Raw genomic sequence first — 15,210 nt, 5'->3', positions numbered from 1 at the left:
CCACAAGAACGATTTGGCGGCCCCCGAGGCTCCGTCTACCGTTCTTTCGGTCCCCCCGACTGCAGGAGCTCTCGCGTTGACGCCTCTCGTTCCGCACTGGATTCGTCGCAAGGTCATACTGCCCGTCGCGGCGGCCGCGGTGCTCGGCGGAGCCAACATCCCGCCGCTGTGGTCGGCCGTGACGCAGTGGCAGCACGAACGGCTGATCAACAGTGCGAATTACAAGGAACTGCACGGATTCTGGCAGGTCGTCGAGCTGCCGAAGGGTCAGCGGGTCAACGCGATCCACGCGGCGCTGCTGCCGTCGGGCAAGATCCTGCTCATCGCCGGCTCCGGCAACGACCGCGCGCAGTTCGACGCCGGCACGTTCAAGACGCTGGTGTTCGACCCGGCCAGCGGCGCGACGAAGTTCGTGCCGACCCCGACCGACCTGTTCTGCGCCGGCCACACGTTCCTGCCCGACGGCAAGCTCCTCGTCGCCGGCGGCACACTGCGCTATGAGTTGCTCGAGCCCGCCGTCAAGCGGGCCGGCGGCACGATGACGGTGAAGAACGAGTCGCCCGACGGCGACCGGTCCTTCCCGAAGGGCACGACCTTCGTCGCCACGGACGGTAAGCGGTATATCGCAAACGACGACTTCGTCGTGCCGTCAGCCACGAAGACGGAGATCAAGGGCCGCAACGGCGGCCACACGTCGGTCACCGTCACCGCCGGCCAGACGGCCGTCTGGGTCGACGCGGCCGAGGACGGCACCGGCCACGTCCGCACCGGCCACGCGCAGTATCACCTCGACGGCCTCACCGGGGTCGACGCGCAGAACATCTACGGCATCGCCGACAAGATCGACCTGGAGAAGCAGGACTACCAGGGACGCAAGGAGACCTACGAGTTCAACCCGTTCACCGAGCAATACGAGCGGGTGGCCGACATGCACGAGAAGCGGTGGTATCCCACGCTGACCGGCCTGCCGGACGGCTCGGTGCTCGCGGTGTCGGGCCTCGACGGCAGCGGCGAGGTGGTCGACGGCACGCAGAACGAGGTGTACGACCCGAAGACGAAGCAGTGGACGGTGCGCCGGGATCTCGACCGATACTTCCCGACGTATCCGGCACTGTTCCAGACCGACCGCGCCGGCGTGCTGTTCTACTCCGGCTCGAACGCCGGCTACGGTCCCGCCGACAAGGGCCGCGACCCCGGCTTCTGGAACCTCGCCGACAACAGCTTCGAGGCGGTGCCGGGGCTGCGGGACGCCGACCTGCTGGAGACGAGCATGTCGACCTGGGCCGGTCCCGTGCAGGACCAGACCGTGATGGTCGTCGGCGGCGGCGGGGTCGGCGAGTCGAGCAAGTCGAGCAGGCGCATCGACATCATCAAGCTCAACGAGGCGTCACCGCGGTTCCAGCGGGGTCCTGACCTGCCGGAGGGCACGCGCTACCCCAACCTGGTGCAGCTGCCCGACGACACGGTGCTCATCACCAACGGCTCCAGCAACTACCGGGGCCGCAACGGCTCGGACAACCACACCGCCCGGATCTACCACCCGGACAGCAACACGCTGACGGTCGCGGCCGACCCGCACGTGGGGCGCAACTACCACAGCGCCGCGGTGCTGCTGCCGGACGGCCGGGTGCTGACGGTCGGCTCCGACCCGTTGTTCCGGGACAAGAAGAACACCATCAGCGGCACGTTCGAGCAGCGGCTGGAGATCTACACCCCGCCGTATCTGTTCCGCGGTTCGGGGCCGGTGATCGGTGAGGGGCCGACGACAGTGCGGTACGGGCAGCAGGCCACCTTCACGACGCTGCTGCCGGACAACGTGCGGAGCGCCCGGCTCATCCGGCCGAGCGCGGCCACGCACATGCTCAACACGGACCAGCGCTCGGTGGCGCTCGACGTCGAGGCCGGCGCGGGTTCGGTGACCGTCACCGTGCCGAGTTCGCCGGCGCTCATGCCGCCGGGGCCCTACATGCTGTTCCTCGTGGACAAAAACGGCGTGCCGTCGCAGGCGCGCTGGGTCCAGGTTGGGTAGCCGGTCAGGAGCGCTTCGCCAGGTCGAGAGCGTAGTCGGGCCACCACTGCCCGGCCTCGGGCTCGCCGGGGCGGCAGGCGCCGTCGGACTCGCCGGGACGCTTGATCCACAGCAGGGCGTCGAGCCGCTGCTGCCCGGTGTCGGCCGTCGGCGCCTGGCCGAGCAGGCGGCCCGGCGGGTTGCACCAGCGCGGGCCGCCGTTGACGTCGCCGGTGCCGGGCAGCGGGCCGGCGCCGTTGCGGCTGGTGTCGATGACGAAGTGGGCCTTGCCGCCGAGGGCGTCGGAGACCCGGTTGCCGTAGGAGAGGTTCTCCGAGGTGACGATGAAGTTCGAGACGTTGAGCGCGAAGCCGTCGGCCGAGGCGACGCCGGCCTTCTGCAGGGCGGAGGCGAGCCGCTTCACGTCGGTGATCCAGTGGGAGTGGCCTGCGTCGATGTAGACCGACGCCGAACCGGCGGCCTTCAGGACGCCGACGGCGTCGGCCAGCAGCGCGAGCCGGTCCGGGCCGTCGGCGCAGCCCTCCACAGCGTGCGGAACCGCGTCGGGCTCCAGGATCACGACCGCCGGGCGGCCCTTGATGCCGGCGGCGAACGATCGGATCCACGCACGGTATTCGTCTGCGGACGCCGCGCCACCGGCGCTGAAGTTGCCGCAGTCGCGGTGCGGGATGTTGTAGGCGACGAGGATCGGCAACTGCCCCTTGGCTGCCGCCCGGCCGATGATGGCGTCGACCTTCGCGTCGACCGCACCGGAGCCGCCGCCGATCCACAGCGCGACCGGCCGGTCCGCGATCTTGCGGATCTGATCGGCGTCGGCCTTGCGCTGCGCCTCCCACTGGGCCACCTGCACCACGGCGGGCCCGCTCGAGTCGACAAAAAACGGCTTGCCGGCAAGGGGGTTGCCCGGGGCCGGTGGGCCGGCCAGCACGTCGGCCGGCTGGGCGTTCTGCGCGGCCCGGCCCGGCTCGTGACCTGCTGTAGGGTCATCGGCGGCAGAGCCGCCACCGGACCCGCAGGCGGACATCAGGGTGGCCGCGAGTGCGATCCACAGCATTCCGGTCACCGGTCTCGCCACCGGCTTCGTCACCGCTCTCGTCACTGCGGGAGACTAACCCAGTCCGTCACCCGCCGAAGGTGGCTATGCTGCCTGCCTGGCTGATGTGATTGCACTACAGCAAACGAGGGGACCAGTGTCGGAGCCATTCGAGATCCCCGTCTATGGACGCTCCTGGGCTCGGCTCGAGAGCTTCAGCCGGCTCGCCGGGCCGCTGAACGCTCCGCCGGCCGACGGTCCGTATCAGGTCCGTTACCGCAATCAACGCAAGCTGGACGGCAACCGCAGGCTCGTCGGCTCGATCCTCATCGCGGTGCTGAACATCAGCTTCGAGGTGCTCTTCTGCGTGTGGCTGCTCCAGCCGGCCCACTTCGCGCAGACCAACCCGGGTCCAATCGCCCAGGCCGCCGCCTACGCCAACGTGTTCGTCATCTGCTCGATCGCCGTCGTCGAGATGCTCCGGCTGATCAACGTGCTGTCGCTGTCGCTGGCGTCGATCACCTCGCGGGATCCGATCCCGGTCACCCCGGACGCCCGGCTGCGCCTGGCGTTCCTGACCACGATCGTGCCGAGCAAGGAGCCGATCGCGGTCGTGCGGGACACCCTGCGGGCGGCGAAGCGCATCCGGCACCGGGGCGTGTTCGACATCTGGCTGCTCGACGAGGGTAACGACGACGCGGTCAAGGCGATGTGCGACGAGTTGGGCATCCGGCACTTCACGCGGAAGGGAATCGACCGGTACAACCAGGCGAAGGGCCCGTTCCGGGCGAGGACCAAGCACGGCAACTACAACTCGTGGGTCGACGCATACGGTGACAACTACGACGTGCTGCTCTCCGTGGACCCCGACCACGTGCCGCTGGCCAACTTCGCCGAACGCATCGTCGGCTACTTCCGCGACCCCGACGTCGCATTCGCGGTCGGGCCGCAGTGCTACAAAAACGGTGAGGCGTTCGTCACACGGGCCGCCGAGTCTCAGCAGTTCCCGTTCCACAGCGTGATCCAGCGCGCCGCGAACCGCTACGGCACGTCGATGCTCGTCGGCACCAACAACGCGATCCGCATCTCGGCGCTGAAGAGCATCGGCGGGCTGAGCGACTCGATCACCGAGGACATGGCGACCGGCCTCACGCTGCACACGACCCGCAACCCGGCCACGGGCCGGCGGTGGAAGTCGGTCTACACCCCCGACGTGCTCTCGGCCGGCGAGGGGCCGTCGAGCTGGAACGACTACTTCAGCCAGCAGCGGCGCTGGTCGCGGGGCACGTTCGAGATCCTGACGAAGACGTTCTGGCGGCGGTTCTGGCGCCTCTCCCCCGGCGGCATGCTGCACTACACGCTGATCACGACGTTCTATCCGTCGATGGCGATCGGCTGGCTGCTCGGCATCGTCAACGCCGTGCTGTTCCTGGCACTCGGCGTGAGCGGCATGACGATCTCGCCGCAGCTGTGGTTCGCGCTCTACACCGACGCGACCGCGTTCTCCCTGTGGCTCTACATCAACAACCGCCAGTACAACGTGAGCCCCTACGAGCCGCCGGACTCGCGCGGCATCAAGGGCATGCTCATGTCGGTGATCGCCGCACCGATCTACGCGGTCCAACTGCTCAGCACGCTCGGCCGCCGTCCGGCGAAGTTCGTCGTCACGCCGAAGGGCGAGAGCATCAGCCGTGACGGCCTGCATACCTTCCGCAACCATCTCGGCTGGCTGGTGCTGCTGACGGCCGCGATCGTCGTGTCGTTCGTGCGCGAGTACGCGGCCGTGGCCTCCCTGCTGTGGCCCTCGGTCGCGCTGCTCGTGTGCCTGGCGCCGCTGATCCTGTGGCGCCTCGACTCGAGGTTGGTCTACCGGCAGCGAAAGGATCCGGGCAAGGCCGCGCAGGAACCGCAGGTCCACCAGGCCGGCACCCCGGATCACGCCGGCGACATCACGATGGAGATCCCGCGGGCGCTGCTGGAGGAGCGGCTCAAGGCGCGCCAGGCCGGCCAGCCTCACGAGGACGTGGGCGCGACGCTGATCATCCCGAGGATCGAGGGCCCGCTAATTCCGCGCCAGCGCGACGGCTCCGACAGCGACCGGAACAGCCCCGACCACCGCTAGGGGTGCGGCGGTCAGAAGGCGCGGAGCACGTCGAAGTCCAGGCCGTCCGCGCGGGCCAGGTAGACCGGCTGGTCGACGTGGCGGGCGGCGACGGTCAGGCGGCCCCGGCCGCCGGTGATCGTCGTGCCGTCGGAGGTCGCGTCGATCCGCGCCGGGTCGAGGCTGCCGGCCCGCCCGGCCAGGGCCGCGAGCAGGCGGACGCCGTCGTAGCAGGCCTCGGCGTGGCCGTTGAGGACCGGAGCCTGCCAGCCGTACCGGTGGGTGTACCGCTCGACGAAGTCCAGGCCGGTGTCGGTGGCGACACTGCCGAAGTAGCCCATCGTGGCGTACAGCTCACCACTGGTGTCACCACCCGCGCCGAGCAGGCCGTTCTCCTCCAGCGCCGCGCACAGCCGCAGCACCCGGTGGTCGAGCCGGGTCGCGGCGAACGCGCGGTTGAACCGCACCAGGTCGCTGCCCACCAGTGTCAGCAGGACGGCGTCGGCCCGGCTCGCCGCCACCAGGTCGAGCAGCGGCTCCGGGTCGAGGTCGCCGAGCGGGACGTACCGCGACGCGACGACCGTGGCGTGCACGGCCCGCAGGTACGCCGTCGCGGCCCGGTTGAGCCGGCGGGGCCAGACGTAGTCGTTGCCGATCAGCGCCCAGCGGCGGGCCCGGCGGTTGGTGACGAGCCAGTCCAGGGCGGGGCGCAGCTGGCGGCCGGGCGTCTCGCCGAGCAGGTACACGCCCGGCGCGGACTCGCCGCCCTCGTACGGCGGGGTGTAGACGTACGGGATCTGGCCGGCGAGCACCCTGACGACCTCGACGCGCACGTCGCTGGCGTGCGCACCGACGACACCCGCGATCGCCCCGGAACGGGCCAGGTCGGCCAGCTCGGCGGCGACGGTTCGGGGCTCACGGCCGGCGTCCACCAGTACCAACTCCACCGGAAGACCCAACAGGCCACCGGCGGCGTTCAGTTCGGCGACCGCCAGGCCGGCGCAGTTGAGGACGGCCGGGCCCATCATGCCCAGCGTTCCCGACACCGGCACGGCGAGGCCCACGCGCACCACGTGACCCGGCTCGGGGGCGAGCAGCCGGGCCTCAAGCGGGTCCGAGATCATCCTGACCTCTTCCACGCACCGAGTATCTTCAATCTGCAGTCGGCAGAGAAGAGGGTGATGACGTGGAGGCCGTCGGGCTACGATCGCACCTCGGCTACGTGCTCAGTGAGGCCGAACGGGCGGTGAACCGTGGACTGTCCACGGCGCTGCAGGCAGAAGGCGTGACCGTCGAGCAGTGGCGCATCCTGCGGGCCCTCTCCGACGGGCGCGGCCACTCGATGGGCGATCTGGCGGAGGCGGCCCTGATGCCGCACCCGACGCTCACCAAGGCCGTCGACCGGCTCGTGGACTCCGCGCTGGTCTACCGCCGCCAGGACCCCAACGACCGGCGGAGGGTGGCGGTGTACCTCTCCAACAGCGGCACCCTGCTCGTGGACCGCCTCGACCACGCCGCGACGGCGCACCACCGGACGGTCGAGGCGGCGTTCGGCCCGCAGCGCGCCGAGGAGCTCATGCGATCGCTGACCCTGCTGATCGAGAGCCTGCGGTGAGGCCGGCCGCCAACAACCTCACCGCAGGAGCCGGTGCGGGCGTCAGATGAACCCGCGCGCCTCGAACGTGGACCGGGTCGCCTGGGCGGCCGCGGTGCCGTAGAGCCGCTGCGCGGCGTCGACCGTGGTGTCGGGGACCGCCGCGTGCGCCGGCGGGCCGGGGATCAGCGCGGCCAGCTGCGCCACCACGGGTAGCGCGATGAGTTGTCGCATTGCGCTTCCTCTCGTCGTTTGGCGGAAGGAGCGCTGCACGGGCCGAATGCGTTACCCGAGCCACAGTTGTAACGACCTTGGCGCCCCGCCCGCTTCTTCGGGATGTGGAACCGGTCTTCGTGGATCGCACGGGTCGGCGCCGGCGGCTGTTCACCGGCCTCGGCGCCGGTCTCGGCGTGCTCCTCGCCGGCGGCTGCTCGCTGCTGATCGCCGGCCTGCTCGGGTCGTCCCCGGTGCCGCTGCCCGGCCTGCCCGAGAGCGGTCAGGGCGGCCTGTACCGCGGCGAAACCGGGGTGAGCCCCGCGCCCAGCCGGCTCGTGCCCGCACAGGTGCCGAACACCAGAACACCGGCCCCGAGCGCGACACAGCCGGCCGCCACCACACCGGCCACCGCCGTGCCGGTCCCGACGGATCTGCCGGGCAACCGCAAGACGTCACACCCCGGCAACGGCGGCAACCCGAAGCCGAGCCGGACGAAATAGTCGATGGCCCGCCACGCCGCCCACCGCACGCCTCGGGCGCATTGGATCCTGCTGCTGCTCGGCGGCCTCGTGCTGTTGGCCGAGTTGTGCTTCAACGGTTACGTCGAGCTGTCCGCCGGCGAGTCCGGGACGCCGGCACCGCACGTCGGGTCGGCCCTCACCGACCCCGCCGGCCCGGTGCTGCGGGTGGACCGGGCCGGCGGGGTGACAGCCGCGGCCGTGCCGGCCGGCGCGATCGCGCTGACCTTCGACGACGGCCCGGATCCGCGCTGGACGCCGCGGATCCTCGACGCGCTGCGCGAACACCATGCCCGCGCCACGTTCTTCGTGGTCGGTTCGCAGGTCAACCGGCACCCCGAACTGGCACGGCGGATCCTCGCCGAGGGGCACGAACTGGGCGTACACACCTTCACCCATCCCGACCTGGTGTCCGTGCCGGTGTGGCGGCAGCGGCTGGAGCTGACGCTGACCACGAACGCGATCGCGGCGGCGACCGGCCGGACCGTGCGGCTCATGCGGCCGCCGTACTCGTCGACACCATCGGCGCTGGCACCCGACGAGTTCGCCGCCGTCCGCGCCGCGGCGGACGCGGGGTACCTCACCGTCCTCACCGACCTGGACACCGAGGACTGGCGCCGCCCCGGCGTGGACGCGATCGTGCGCGCCGCGCGGCCCGAGCCGAGGGCGACGTCCGGCGCGGTGGTCATGCTGCACGACGGCGGCGGTGACCGGTCGCAGACCGTCGAGGCGACCTGGCGGATCCTCGCCGAGACCCGCGGCTTCCGGTTCGTCACCGTGTCGGAGGGGGTCGGCCTGCCCGCCACCGACGTCGCGGGCACCGGCGCCAAGGCGCGCGGGCTCGCGCTGCGCTGGACCCAGACGACAGCCGCCTGGCTGAGCGATGCCATGTGGTGGCTGATCGTGCTCAGCACCGCCCTCGCGTTGCTGCGGCTGGCGGTGCAGGTGGCCGCCGCGCGCCGGCACGCCCGGCTGGCCCGACGGTTGCGGCACGGGCGTGCGTACCGGGGCCGGGTGTCGGTCATCGTGCCCGCCTACAACGAGGCCGCGAACATCGCCGCGACGGTACGCTCGCTGGTCGCCAACGACTACCCGGGGATCGAGGTCGTCGTCGTGGACGACGGCTCCACCGACGGCACCGCCGACATCGTGCGCCGGCTGGGCCTGCCTTCGGTCCGTGTGATCCGCCAGCCCAACGCGGGCAAGCCCGCGGCGCTGAACACCGGCATCGCCGCGGCGCGCGGCGACCTGCTCGTCCTCGTCGACGGCGACACCGTCTTCGAGCCCGACGCCGTCGGCCAGCTCGTCCAGCCGTTCGCCGACCCCGACGTCGGCGCGGTCAGCGGCAACACCAAGGTCGCCAACCGCAGGGGCCTGCTCGGCCGGTGGCAGCATCTCGAGTACGTGGTCGGCTTCAACCTCGACCGGCGCATGTTCGACCTCGGCGGCTGCATGCCGACGATCCCCGGCGCCATCGGCGCGTTCCGGCGCGAGGCGCTGTTCGACGTCGACGGGGTGCCCGCCGACACCCTCGCCGAGGACACCGATCTCACCATGGCCGTCCTGCGGGCCGGGTGGCGCGTGGTCTACGCCCCCGACGCGGTCGCGTGGACGGAGGCGCCGGGTTCCCTGCGGCAGTTGTGGCGGCAGCGGTACCGCTGGTGCTACGGCACGATGCAGGCCGCCTGGAAGCACCGGCGGGCCGTGCTGGAGCGCGGCGGCGGCGGGCGCCTCGGCCGGCGCGGGCTGGTCTACCTGGTGCTGTTCCAGATGCTGCTGCCGTTGACGGCCCCGCTGGTCGACGTCTACGCCGTCTACGGGCTGGCCTTCCTGCCGTGGGCGCAGGTGGCGGCGGTGTGGTGCGGGTTCACCGCGTTGCAGGTGCTCGCCGCCGCCTACGCGTTGCGGCTGGACCGGGAGCCGATGGGTCCGCTGTGGACGGTACCGTTGCAACAGGTGGTGTACCGCCAGCTGCTCTATCTGGTGGTGGTGCAGTCTTCGGTCGCGGCCCTGCTCGGCGGCCGGCAACGCTGGCAGGCCATGGCCCGCACGGGCCTGGCGTCGGCCATGACGCCGACGAGGTGACGAATCCATGACCGATCCCATGACCGACCTCGGCCCGGAGGACGCGGAGCGGCTGCTCGACCTCCACCGGCTGCCGGACCGCCGGCACGCCGCCGTCGCCGTGCTGCTGGCCGCGGCCACGGCACCGGCCCGGCCGCACGAGCTCGCCGGCGAGGAGGCAGCGGTCGCCGGCTACCGGCGCGTGTTCCGGCCGACCGTCCGGCGCCGGCGGTGCATCGCCCTCGTCGCGATGGCGACCGCGGTGCTCGTGCCCATCGGCGGCACGGCGTACGCGGCGGGGACCGGCCAGCTGCCGGACCCGATCCAGCGGACCGTCCACTCGCTGCTGTCCGGCGTCGGGGTGCCCGCGCCGGACGACCAGGAAACCGGGAACCTGTCCCCTTCGCCGTCGCAACAGCCGTCGCCCGGCCGGACCGGGACGACGTCGAGCCCGGGCGTGACCGGGCCGGTCGACCTGTGCCGGGCCTGGCTGGTGTTCCAGGCCGATCCGCGCTCGGCCCCCGTCACCGGCACGGACCGGCGGGAACTGGCCCGGGCGGCCGGCAGCGATTCCGGCATCACCGACTACTGCCGGAAGCTGGTCGGCGCACCGTCCGCGACCCCGCGGCCCGGCTCCTCGTCGGCGGAGCCGTCGAACCCGGCGACGCCGAAGCCGGGCAACCCCAGCCCCGGTGTCAAGAAGCCGGACCACAACCCGCCCGGGCACGTCTGATCGGCGCTCAGGGCGGCGTCACGTAGTTGGGGCCGCCGGAGTCGTGCAGCAGCGGGACAGCACCCGTCCCGACCGTGGCGCCAGGGTAACGGTGTGCGGCCGGCCGGCGTGTCATCCGGCCGTTCGAATGTTGCGTCCCTCGTTGCCTGACAACGCGGCTGCACCCGGGCCGCTACCGTATGTGCACCAGCCCAGCAACGGGCTGTCGGGAAGGCAAGGATCCGCCGGGCGTCATCTGGTCGCCAATCGGCCCGGCGGGGAGCCAGTGGCGAAACCGGCCCCGAACGACTCAGTTTCCAGGGGAGATCCGGTGGGCCAAGCCAAGCGTTTCGCATCGCATTCCTGACCCTCACGAATTTCTCGTAACCACTCCGCCCTGCGCCGCTTTTTCGCGGTTCCAGGGGCGCTGCTTCCTGCCCAAGTTCCGGCTTAGGAGTCGACGTGAAGAAGAAGGTCGCCCTCGGCGTGGCCGCGGTGTTCGCGGCGCTCTCGCTCGCGCTGGGAGTCGGGTTCGCCGTGTACCAGAGCTCGTCGAGCAGCACGCCGGCTGCCGAGAGCCGGCCACCGAAAGACGGCGAGGTGCCGGCTCCGCCGCCGCCGCAGCAGCTCAAGCCGTCCGAACGCGTCGTCGTCACCAGCAAGTAGCACAGATTCACCACCGAGAATCGGGAGAGCTCGTGTTCCAGTCCAAGAAGCAGAAGATCGCCGCGATCGGCGCGACCGCCGCCGCCGTGCTGGTCGGGGTCGGCGCCGCTGCATACGCTGCCGTGCCGGACAGCGGTACGGGCGTCATCACCGGTTGCCGGAACACCAGCACCGGTGCACTGCGGGTCATCGACTACCAGGGCGGCCAGCGCTGCACGAGCGGTGAGCAGCGGATCCAGTGGAACAACACCGGCCCCAAGGGCGACGCCGGCGCGCAGGGCCCGAAGGGCGACACCGGCGCCAAGGGCGAGAAGGGTGCCACCGGAGCGAACGGCGCCCCGGGTGCCACGGGCGCGACCGGCCCTAAGGGCGAGAAGGGCGACGCCGGCGCGGCGGGCGCGACCGGTCCCAAGGGCGAGAAGGGCGACGCCGGCGCGGCCGGCGCCCAGGGCCCGAAGGGTGACGCCGGCGCGGTGGGCGCGACCGGCGCGGCGGGTGCCGCGGGTGCTCAGGGCGAGAAAGGCGAGAAGGGCGACACCGGCGCGGCCGGCGCCCAGGGCGCTCAGGGCGAGAAAGGCGACAAGGGCGACACCGGCGCGGCCGGCGCGACCGGCGCCCAGGGCGAGAAGGGCGAGAAGGGCGACACCGGCGCGGCGGGTGCTGCGGGCGCCCAGGGCGAAAAGGGCGAGACCGGCGCGACCGGCGCTCAGGGCGAGAAGGGCGACAAGGGGGACCAGGGCATCCAGGGCATCCCCGGCGTCAACGGCAAGGACGGCGCTCCCGGCCCGCAGGGTGAGAAGGGCGAGAAGGGCGACACGGGCGCCCAGGGCGAGAAGGGCGAGAAGGGCGACGCCGGCGCGCAGGGCCTCCCGGGCATGCCCGGCGCCAGCGCCTACGACATCGCGCTCGCCGCGGACCCGACCATCGGCACCGTCGAGGAGTGGCTGCAGTCGCTCGTCGGCCACGGCACCGACGGCAAGGACGCGTACCAGATGGCGCTCGACAGCGGCCTCTTCACCGGTACGCCCGAAGAGTGGCTCGCCTCCCTCAAGGGCGCGACCGGCGACAAGGGCGCGACCGGCGCGGCCGGCGCGACGGGTGCCACCGGCGCCGCGGGTGCTACGGGTGCGAAGGGTTCCGACGGCGCGAACGGCGCGACCTGGCTGACCGGCGCGGGTGCTCCGGCCGCCGGGCTCGGGTCGGTCGGCGACATGTACCTCGACACCGCCGACTACACGATCTACAAGAAGACCGCCGCCGCCACCTGGACGAACACCGGCAACATCAAGGGCGCGACCGGCGCCGCGGGTGCCAAGGGCGACAAGGGTGACACCGGTGCGCAGGGTCCGGCCGGCGCCGGCTACGTGAAGCTGACGTCGAGCAGCCCGGTCACCACGAACAACTCGTCGTCGCGGACCATCACGTTCTCCTGCACCTCCGGCACCGTCGTCGGCGGCGGGCTCAACGTGACGGCGGGCGCGATCAACCAGACCGCGTCGCGCCGCGACGAGACCGACGCGTCCGGCCGCACCTGGACCTTCACGTTCTCGCGGTCCGGTTCGTCCAACGCCACCGTCGTCCCGTTCGTCTACTGCGCCAACTGACGATCCCCGCGAAGGGCCCCGGCCGGAGCAGGCCCGGGGCCCTTCCCCCAAGAAAGCGAGAGCAACGTGCGCATTGTGGTGAAGCTGGTGGGGTCGGCGGTCGTCGGCGCCATCGTCGCGGGAGGGCTCGGGACCGTGGCGCACGCCGCCGCGCCGGCCGTCACCGCGGTCACCCCGAAGAACGGGGCGACGGGAGTACCGGTCACCGCACAACCGACGATCACCTTCAACGAGGCCACCGACCCGGCGTCGCTGCGGTACTCGTTCGTCAAGACCGCCGGCGGTGCCGCGGTCCCGGCGTACTACACCTACGACGCCCCGACGCACACGTTCACCTTCAAGCCGCGCGCGGCGCTCGCGGACTCGACGAGGTACACGCTGACCGTCAAGGTCAAGGACACGTCCGGGGTGCTGAGCAGCCCGTACATCTGGGCGTTCACGACCGGCGTCGCCGACCGGACCGCGCCGAGCGCGCCGGGGACACCGACGGTGACGGACGTGACCACCACGTCGGCGACCCTGACCTGGTCGGCGTCGACGGACAACGTGGGCGTCTCCGCCTACCAGATCTTCAGCGGCGCGGGCAGTGCCCCGATCGCCACGCTCACCGGCGCCCCGCCGGCGACCAGCACCACGCTGTCGGGCCTGACGCCGGCGACCGCGCACTCGATCACGGTGAAGGCTGTCGACGCGGCCGGCAACGTCTCCGCGGCGAGCGCGCCGGTCGAGTTCACCACGCTGACCCCTCCGCCGCCGCCGGACACGACCGCGCCTTCGGTGCCGGGCACGCCTGTCGCCGGTACCGTCACCGCCACCAGCGTCGCGTTGAGCTGGGCGGCGTCGACCGACGACACCGGCGTGGTCGCCTACCGGGTCACGGGTGGCCCGCAGGTGGTCACCGCGACCGCGACCGACGTGACGATCGACGGGCTGTCGCCGCAGACGGCCTACACGTTCACGGTCGAGGCGCTCGACGCCGCCGGCAACGTCTCGGCGCCGAGCGCGCCGGTGAGCGTCACGACGCCGGCCCGGCCGCTGGTCAACGCGGCCCACGGCACCGGCATCCCCGGCTCGACCGGCAAGACGCTGCTCCTCTACGACACCACCGGCCCGTACGGGTTCCTCGGTGAGCAGTACGCCATCGTCACGGCCAACCTGGCGTCGCACTTCGGCGACTGGACCGCCCAGCCGGTGGTCGACTACCGGGCCGGCGACCTCGACGCGTACCAGGCCGTGATCTACCTCGGCTCGACGTACGACGAGCCGCTGCCGACCGCGTTCCTCGACGACGTGACCGCCACGACCAAGCCGGTTGTGTGGATCTACGACAACATCTGGCAGCTGACCGCCCGCGACCCGAACTTCGGCACGACCCGCGGCTTCACCTGGACGAGCTTCGACGTCTCGCAGGTGGCGAAGGTCAACTACAAGGGCCGGACGTTTACGCGTGACCCGCAGAACGGCGCCGGGATCATGGGCACCACGATCTACGACGCGAGCAAGGTGAGTGTCGTCGCTGACGCGGTGCGGAACGACTCCAGCACACTGCCGTGGGGCGTGCGGTCCGGCAACTTCTGGTACCTCGGTGAGGTCCCCTACGCCTACATGAGCGCCGACGACCGGTACGTCGCCTTCGCCGACCTGCTCTACGACGTGCTGGCCCCGCAGACGACCGAGCGGCACCGCGCTCTGGTGCGCATCGAGGACGTCGGGCCGGACGCCGACCCGGCGGAGCTGCGGCGGATCACGAACTACCTGTACAGCAAGGGCATCCCGTTCACGGTGGCCGTCTACTCGCGCTACCGCGACCCGAACGGCGCGCTGTCGGGCGGCGTGGCCGAGGACTACACGCTCGCGGACCGGCCGCTGGTGGTGGCCGAGCTGAAGTACATGCAGTCGCACGGCGGCACCCTGCTGATGCACGGGTACACGCACCAGTTCGAGAGCGCGATCAACCCGTACAACGGCGTCAGCGCGGACGACTTCGAGTTCTACATGGCGCACGTCAACGAGAACGACAGCGTGATCTACGACGGCCCGGTCCCCGGTGACTCGCAGGCCTGGGCACAGTCGCGGATCGACTCGGCGTTCGCCGCGTTCGCCGCGGCCGGCCTGAACAAGCCGACGATCTTCGAGTTCCCGCACTATGCCGGCTCGGACGCGGACAACCGGGCGGTCGCCGCCAACTTCAAGACCCGCTACGACCGGGGCCTGTACCCGGTGGGCGCGCTGCGCGGCGGCACGCTCGACTACACGCGGATCATCGGGCAGTTCTTCCCGTACACGGTGCGCGACATCTACGGCGTGGTCACGGTGCCGGAGAACGTCGGCAACATCGAGCTGGAGCCGTTCAACAACCACCCGGCGCACCTGCCGGCCGACATCGTCAAGTCGGCGCAGCTCAACCTGGCCGTGCGCGACGGCGTGGCGAGCTTCTTCTTCCACCCGTACGTCGACCTGAGCTACCTCCAGGCCACGGTGGAAGGCATCCAGGCAACCGGCTACACCTTCGTCCCAGCGTCATCGATGTAGCCCCATCCCCCTCCCCACCCCCCACCCTCATCCCGCGCGATCTTGGAGTTGTGGTCCAGGGAATGTCCGAAATATCGGCACAAGTCCAGGACCACAACTCCAAGATCGCGGCAGGGCAGGGGCGGGTAGGGGGTGGGTCGA

12 protein-coding genes and 1 riboswitch are annotated in these 15,210 nt (G+C 71.4%); of the genes, 9 read left to right on the top strand and 3 right to left on the bottom strand.

Going from position 1 to position 15,210, the window contains the following annotated elements; genetic code table 11:
* Positions 1-76: 76 nt before the first annotated feature.
* Complete coding sequence (glxA, locus tag Dfulv_RS02955) at positions 77-2,029, top strand: radical copper oxidase GlxA (protein ID WP_259861063.1); 1,953 nt, start codon at positions 77-79, stop codon at positions 2,027-2,029.
* Between the two features lie 4 nt (positions 2,030-2,033).
* Here glxA and Dfulv_RS02950 read toward each other — a convergent pair whose 3' ends face one another.
* On the bottom strand, positions 2,034-3,128 hold the full coding sequence (locus Dfulv_RS02950; RefSeq protein ID WP_259861062.1) for a glycoside hydrolase family 6 protein: 1,095 nt from the start codon (positions 3,126-3,128) through the stop codon (positions 2,034-2,036).
* Positions 3,129-3,219: 91 nt separating this feature from the next.
* Here Dfulv_RS02950 and Dfulv_RS02945 point away from each other — a divergent pair, with 91 nt between their 5' ends.
* A complete protein-coding gene (locus tag Dfulv_RS02945; RefSeq protein ID WP_259861061.1) occupies positions 3,220-5,184 on the top strand; it encodes a glycosyltransferase family 2 protein in 1,965 nt (654 codons plus the stop codon).
* 11 nt (positions 5,185-5,195) lie between these two features.
* Here Dfulv_RS02945 and Dfulv_RS02940 read toward each other — a convergent pair whose 3' ends face one another.
* Positions 5,196-6,302 (bottom strand): substrate-binding domain-containing protein, encoded by a 1,107-nt coding sequence (locus Dfulv_RS02940; RefSeq protein ID WP_259861060.1) that lies wholly within the window; start codon positions 6,300-6,302, stop codon positions 5,196-5,198.
* A gap of 47 nt (positions 6,303-6,349) precedes the next feature.
* On the opposite strand from Dfulv_RS02940, the gene Dfulv_RS02935 reads away from it, so the two are divergent.
* Positions 6,350-6,778 carry a MarR family winged helix-turn-helix transcriptional regulator gene (locus Dfulv_RS02935; RefSeq protein ID WP_259861059.1) on the top strand — a complete coding sequence of 143 codons (429 nt, stop codon included), beginning with the start codon at positions 6,350-6,352 and terminating at the stop codon, positions 6,776-6,778.
* A gap of 42 nt (positions 6,779-6,820) precedes the next feature.
* On the opposite strand, the gene Dfulv_RS02930 is transcribed toward Dfulv_RS02935, so the two are convergent.
* On the bottom strand, positions 6,821-6,991 hold the full coding sequence (locus tag Dfulv_RS02930) for a hypothetical protein (protein WP_259861058.1): 171 nt from the start codon (positions 6,989-6,991) through the stop codon (positions 6,821-6,823).
* A 119-nt stretch (positions 6,992-7,110) separates the two neighbouring features.
* Here Dfulv_RS02930 and Dfulv_RS02925 point away from each other — a divergent pair, with 119 nt between their 5' ends.
* The 6 genes from Dfulv_RS02925 (at position 7,111) to Dfulv_RS02900 (ending at position 15,069) form a co-directional block, all read left to right on the top strand.
* Entirely contained in the window at positions 7,111-7,473 is a 363-nt protein-coding gene (locus Dfulv_RS02925) for a hypothetical protein (RefSeq protein WP_259861057.1), read from the top strand.
* A gap of 3 nt (positions 7,474-7,476) precedes the next feature.
* Positions 7,477-9,576 (top strand): bifunctional polysaccharide deacetylase/glycosyltransferase family 2 protein, encoded by a 2,100-nt coding sequence (locus Dfulv_RS02920; protein WP_259861056.1) that lies wholly within the window; start codon positions 7,477-7,479, stop codon positions 9,574-9,576.
* Positions 9,577-9,583: 7 nt separating this feature from the next.
* Positions 9,584-10,288, top strand: a complete 705-nt coding sequence (locus Dfulv_RS02915) for a hypothetical protein (RefSeq protein ID WP_259861055.1) — start codon at positions 9,584-9,586, stop codon at positions 10,286-10,288.
* Between the two features lie 200 nt (positions 10,289-10,488).
* Positions 10,489-10,577, top strand: a riboswitch (cyclic di-GMP riboswitch).
* Between the two features lie 152 nt (positions 10,578-10,729).
* Positions 10,730-10,933 carry a hypothetical protein gene (locus tag Dfulv_RS02910; RefSeq protein ID WP_259861054.1) on the top strand — a complete coding sequence of 68 codons (204 nt, stop codon included), beginning with the start codon at positions 10,730-10,732 and terminating at the stop codon, positions 10,931-10,933.
* A 32-nt stretch (positions 10,934-10,965) separates the two neighbouring features.
* The gene (locus tag Dfulv_RS02905) at positions 10,966-12,537 is read left to right on the top strand and encodes a collagen-like protein (RefSeq protein ID WP_259861053.1); all 1,572 of its coding nucleotides are present in this window, start codon (positions 10,966-10,968) and stop codon (positions 12,535-12,537) included.
* A gap of 66 nt (positions 12,538-12,603) precedes the next feature.
* On the top strand, positions 12,604-15,069 hold the full coding sequence (locus Dfulv_RS02900; RefSeq protein ID WP_259861052.1) for a DUF2334 domain-containing protein: 2,466 nt from the start codon (positions 12,604-12,606) through the stop codon (positions 15,067-15,069).
* Positions 15,070-15,210 lie beyond the last annotated feature (141 nt).

Origin of the sequence: Dactylosporangium fulvum (assembly GCF_025137375.1) — a bacterium.
GTDB classification, from domain to species: Bacteria; Actinomycetota; Actinomycetes; order Mycobacteriales; family Micromonosporaceae; genus Dactylosporangium; species Dactylosporangium fulvum.
This window is presented reverse-complemented; position numbering and strand designations above follow the sequence as displayed.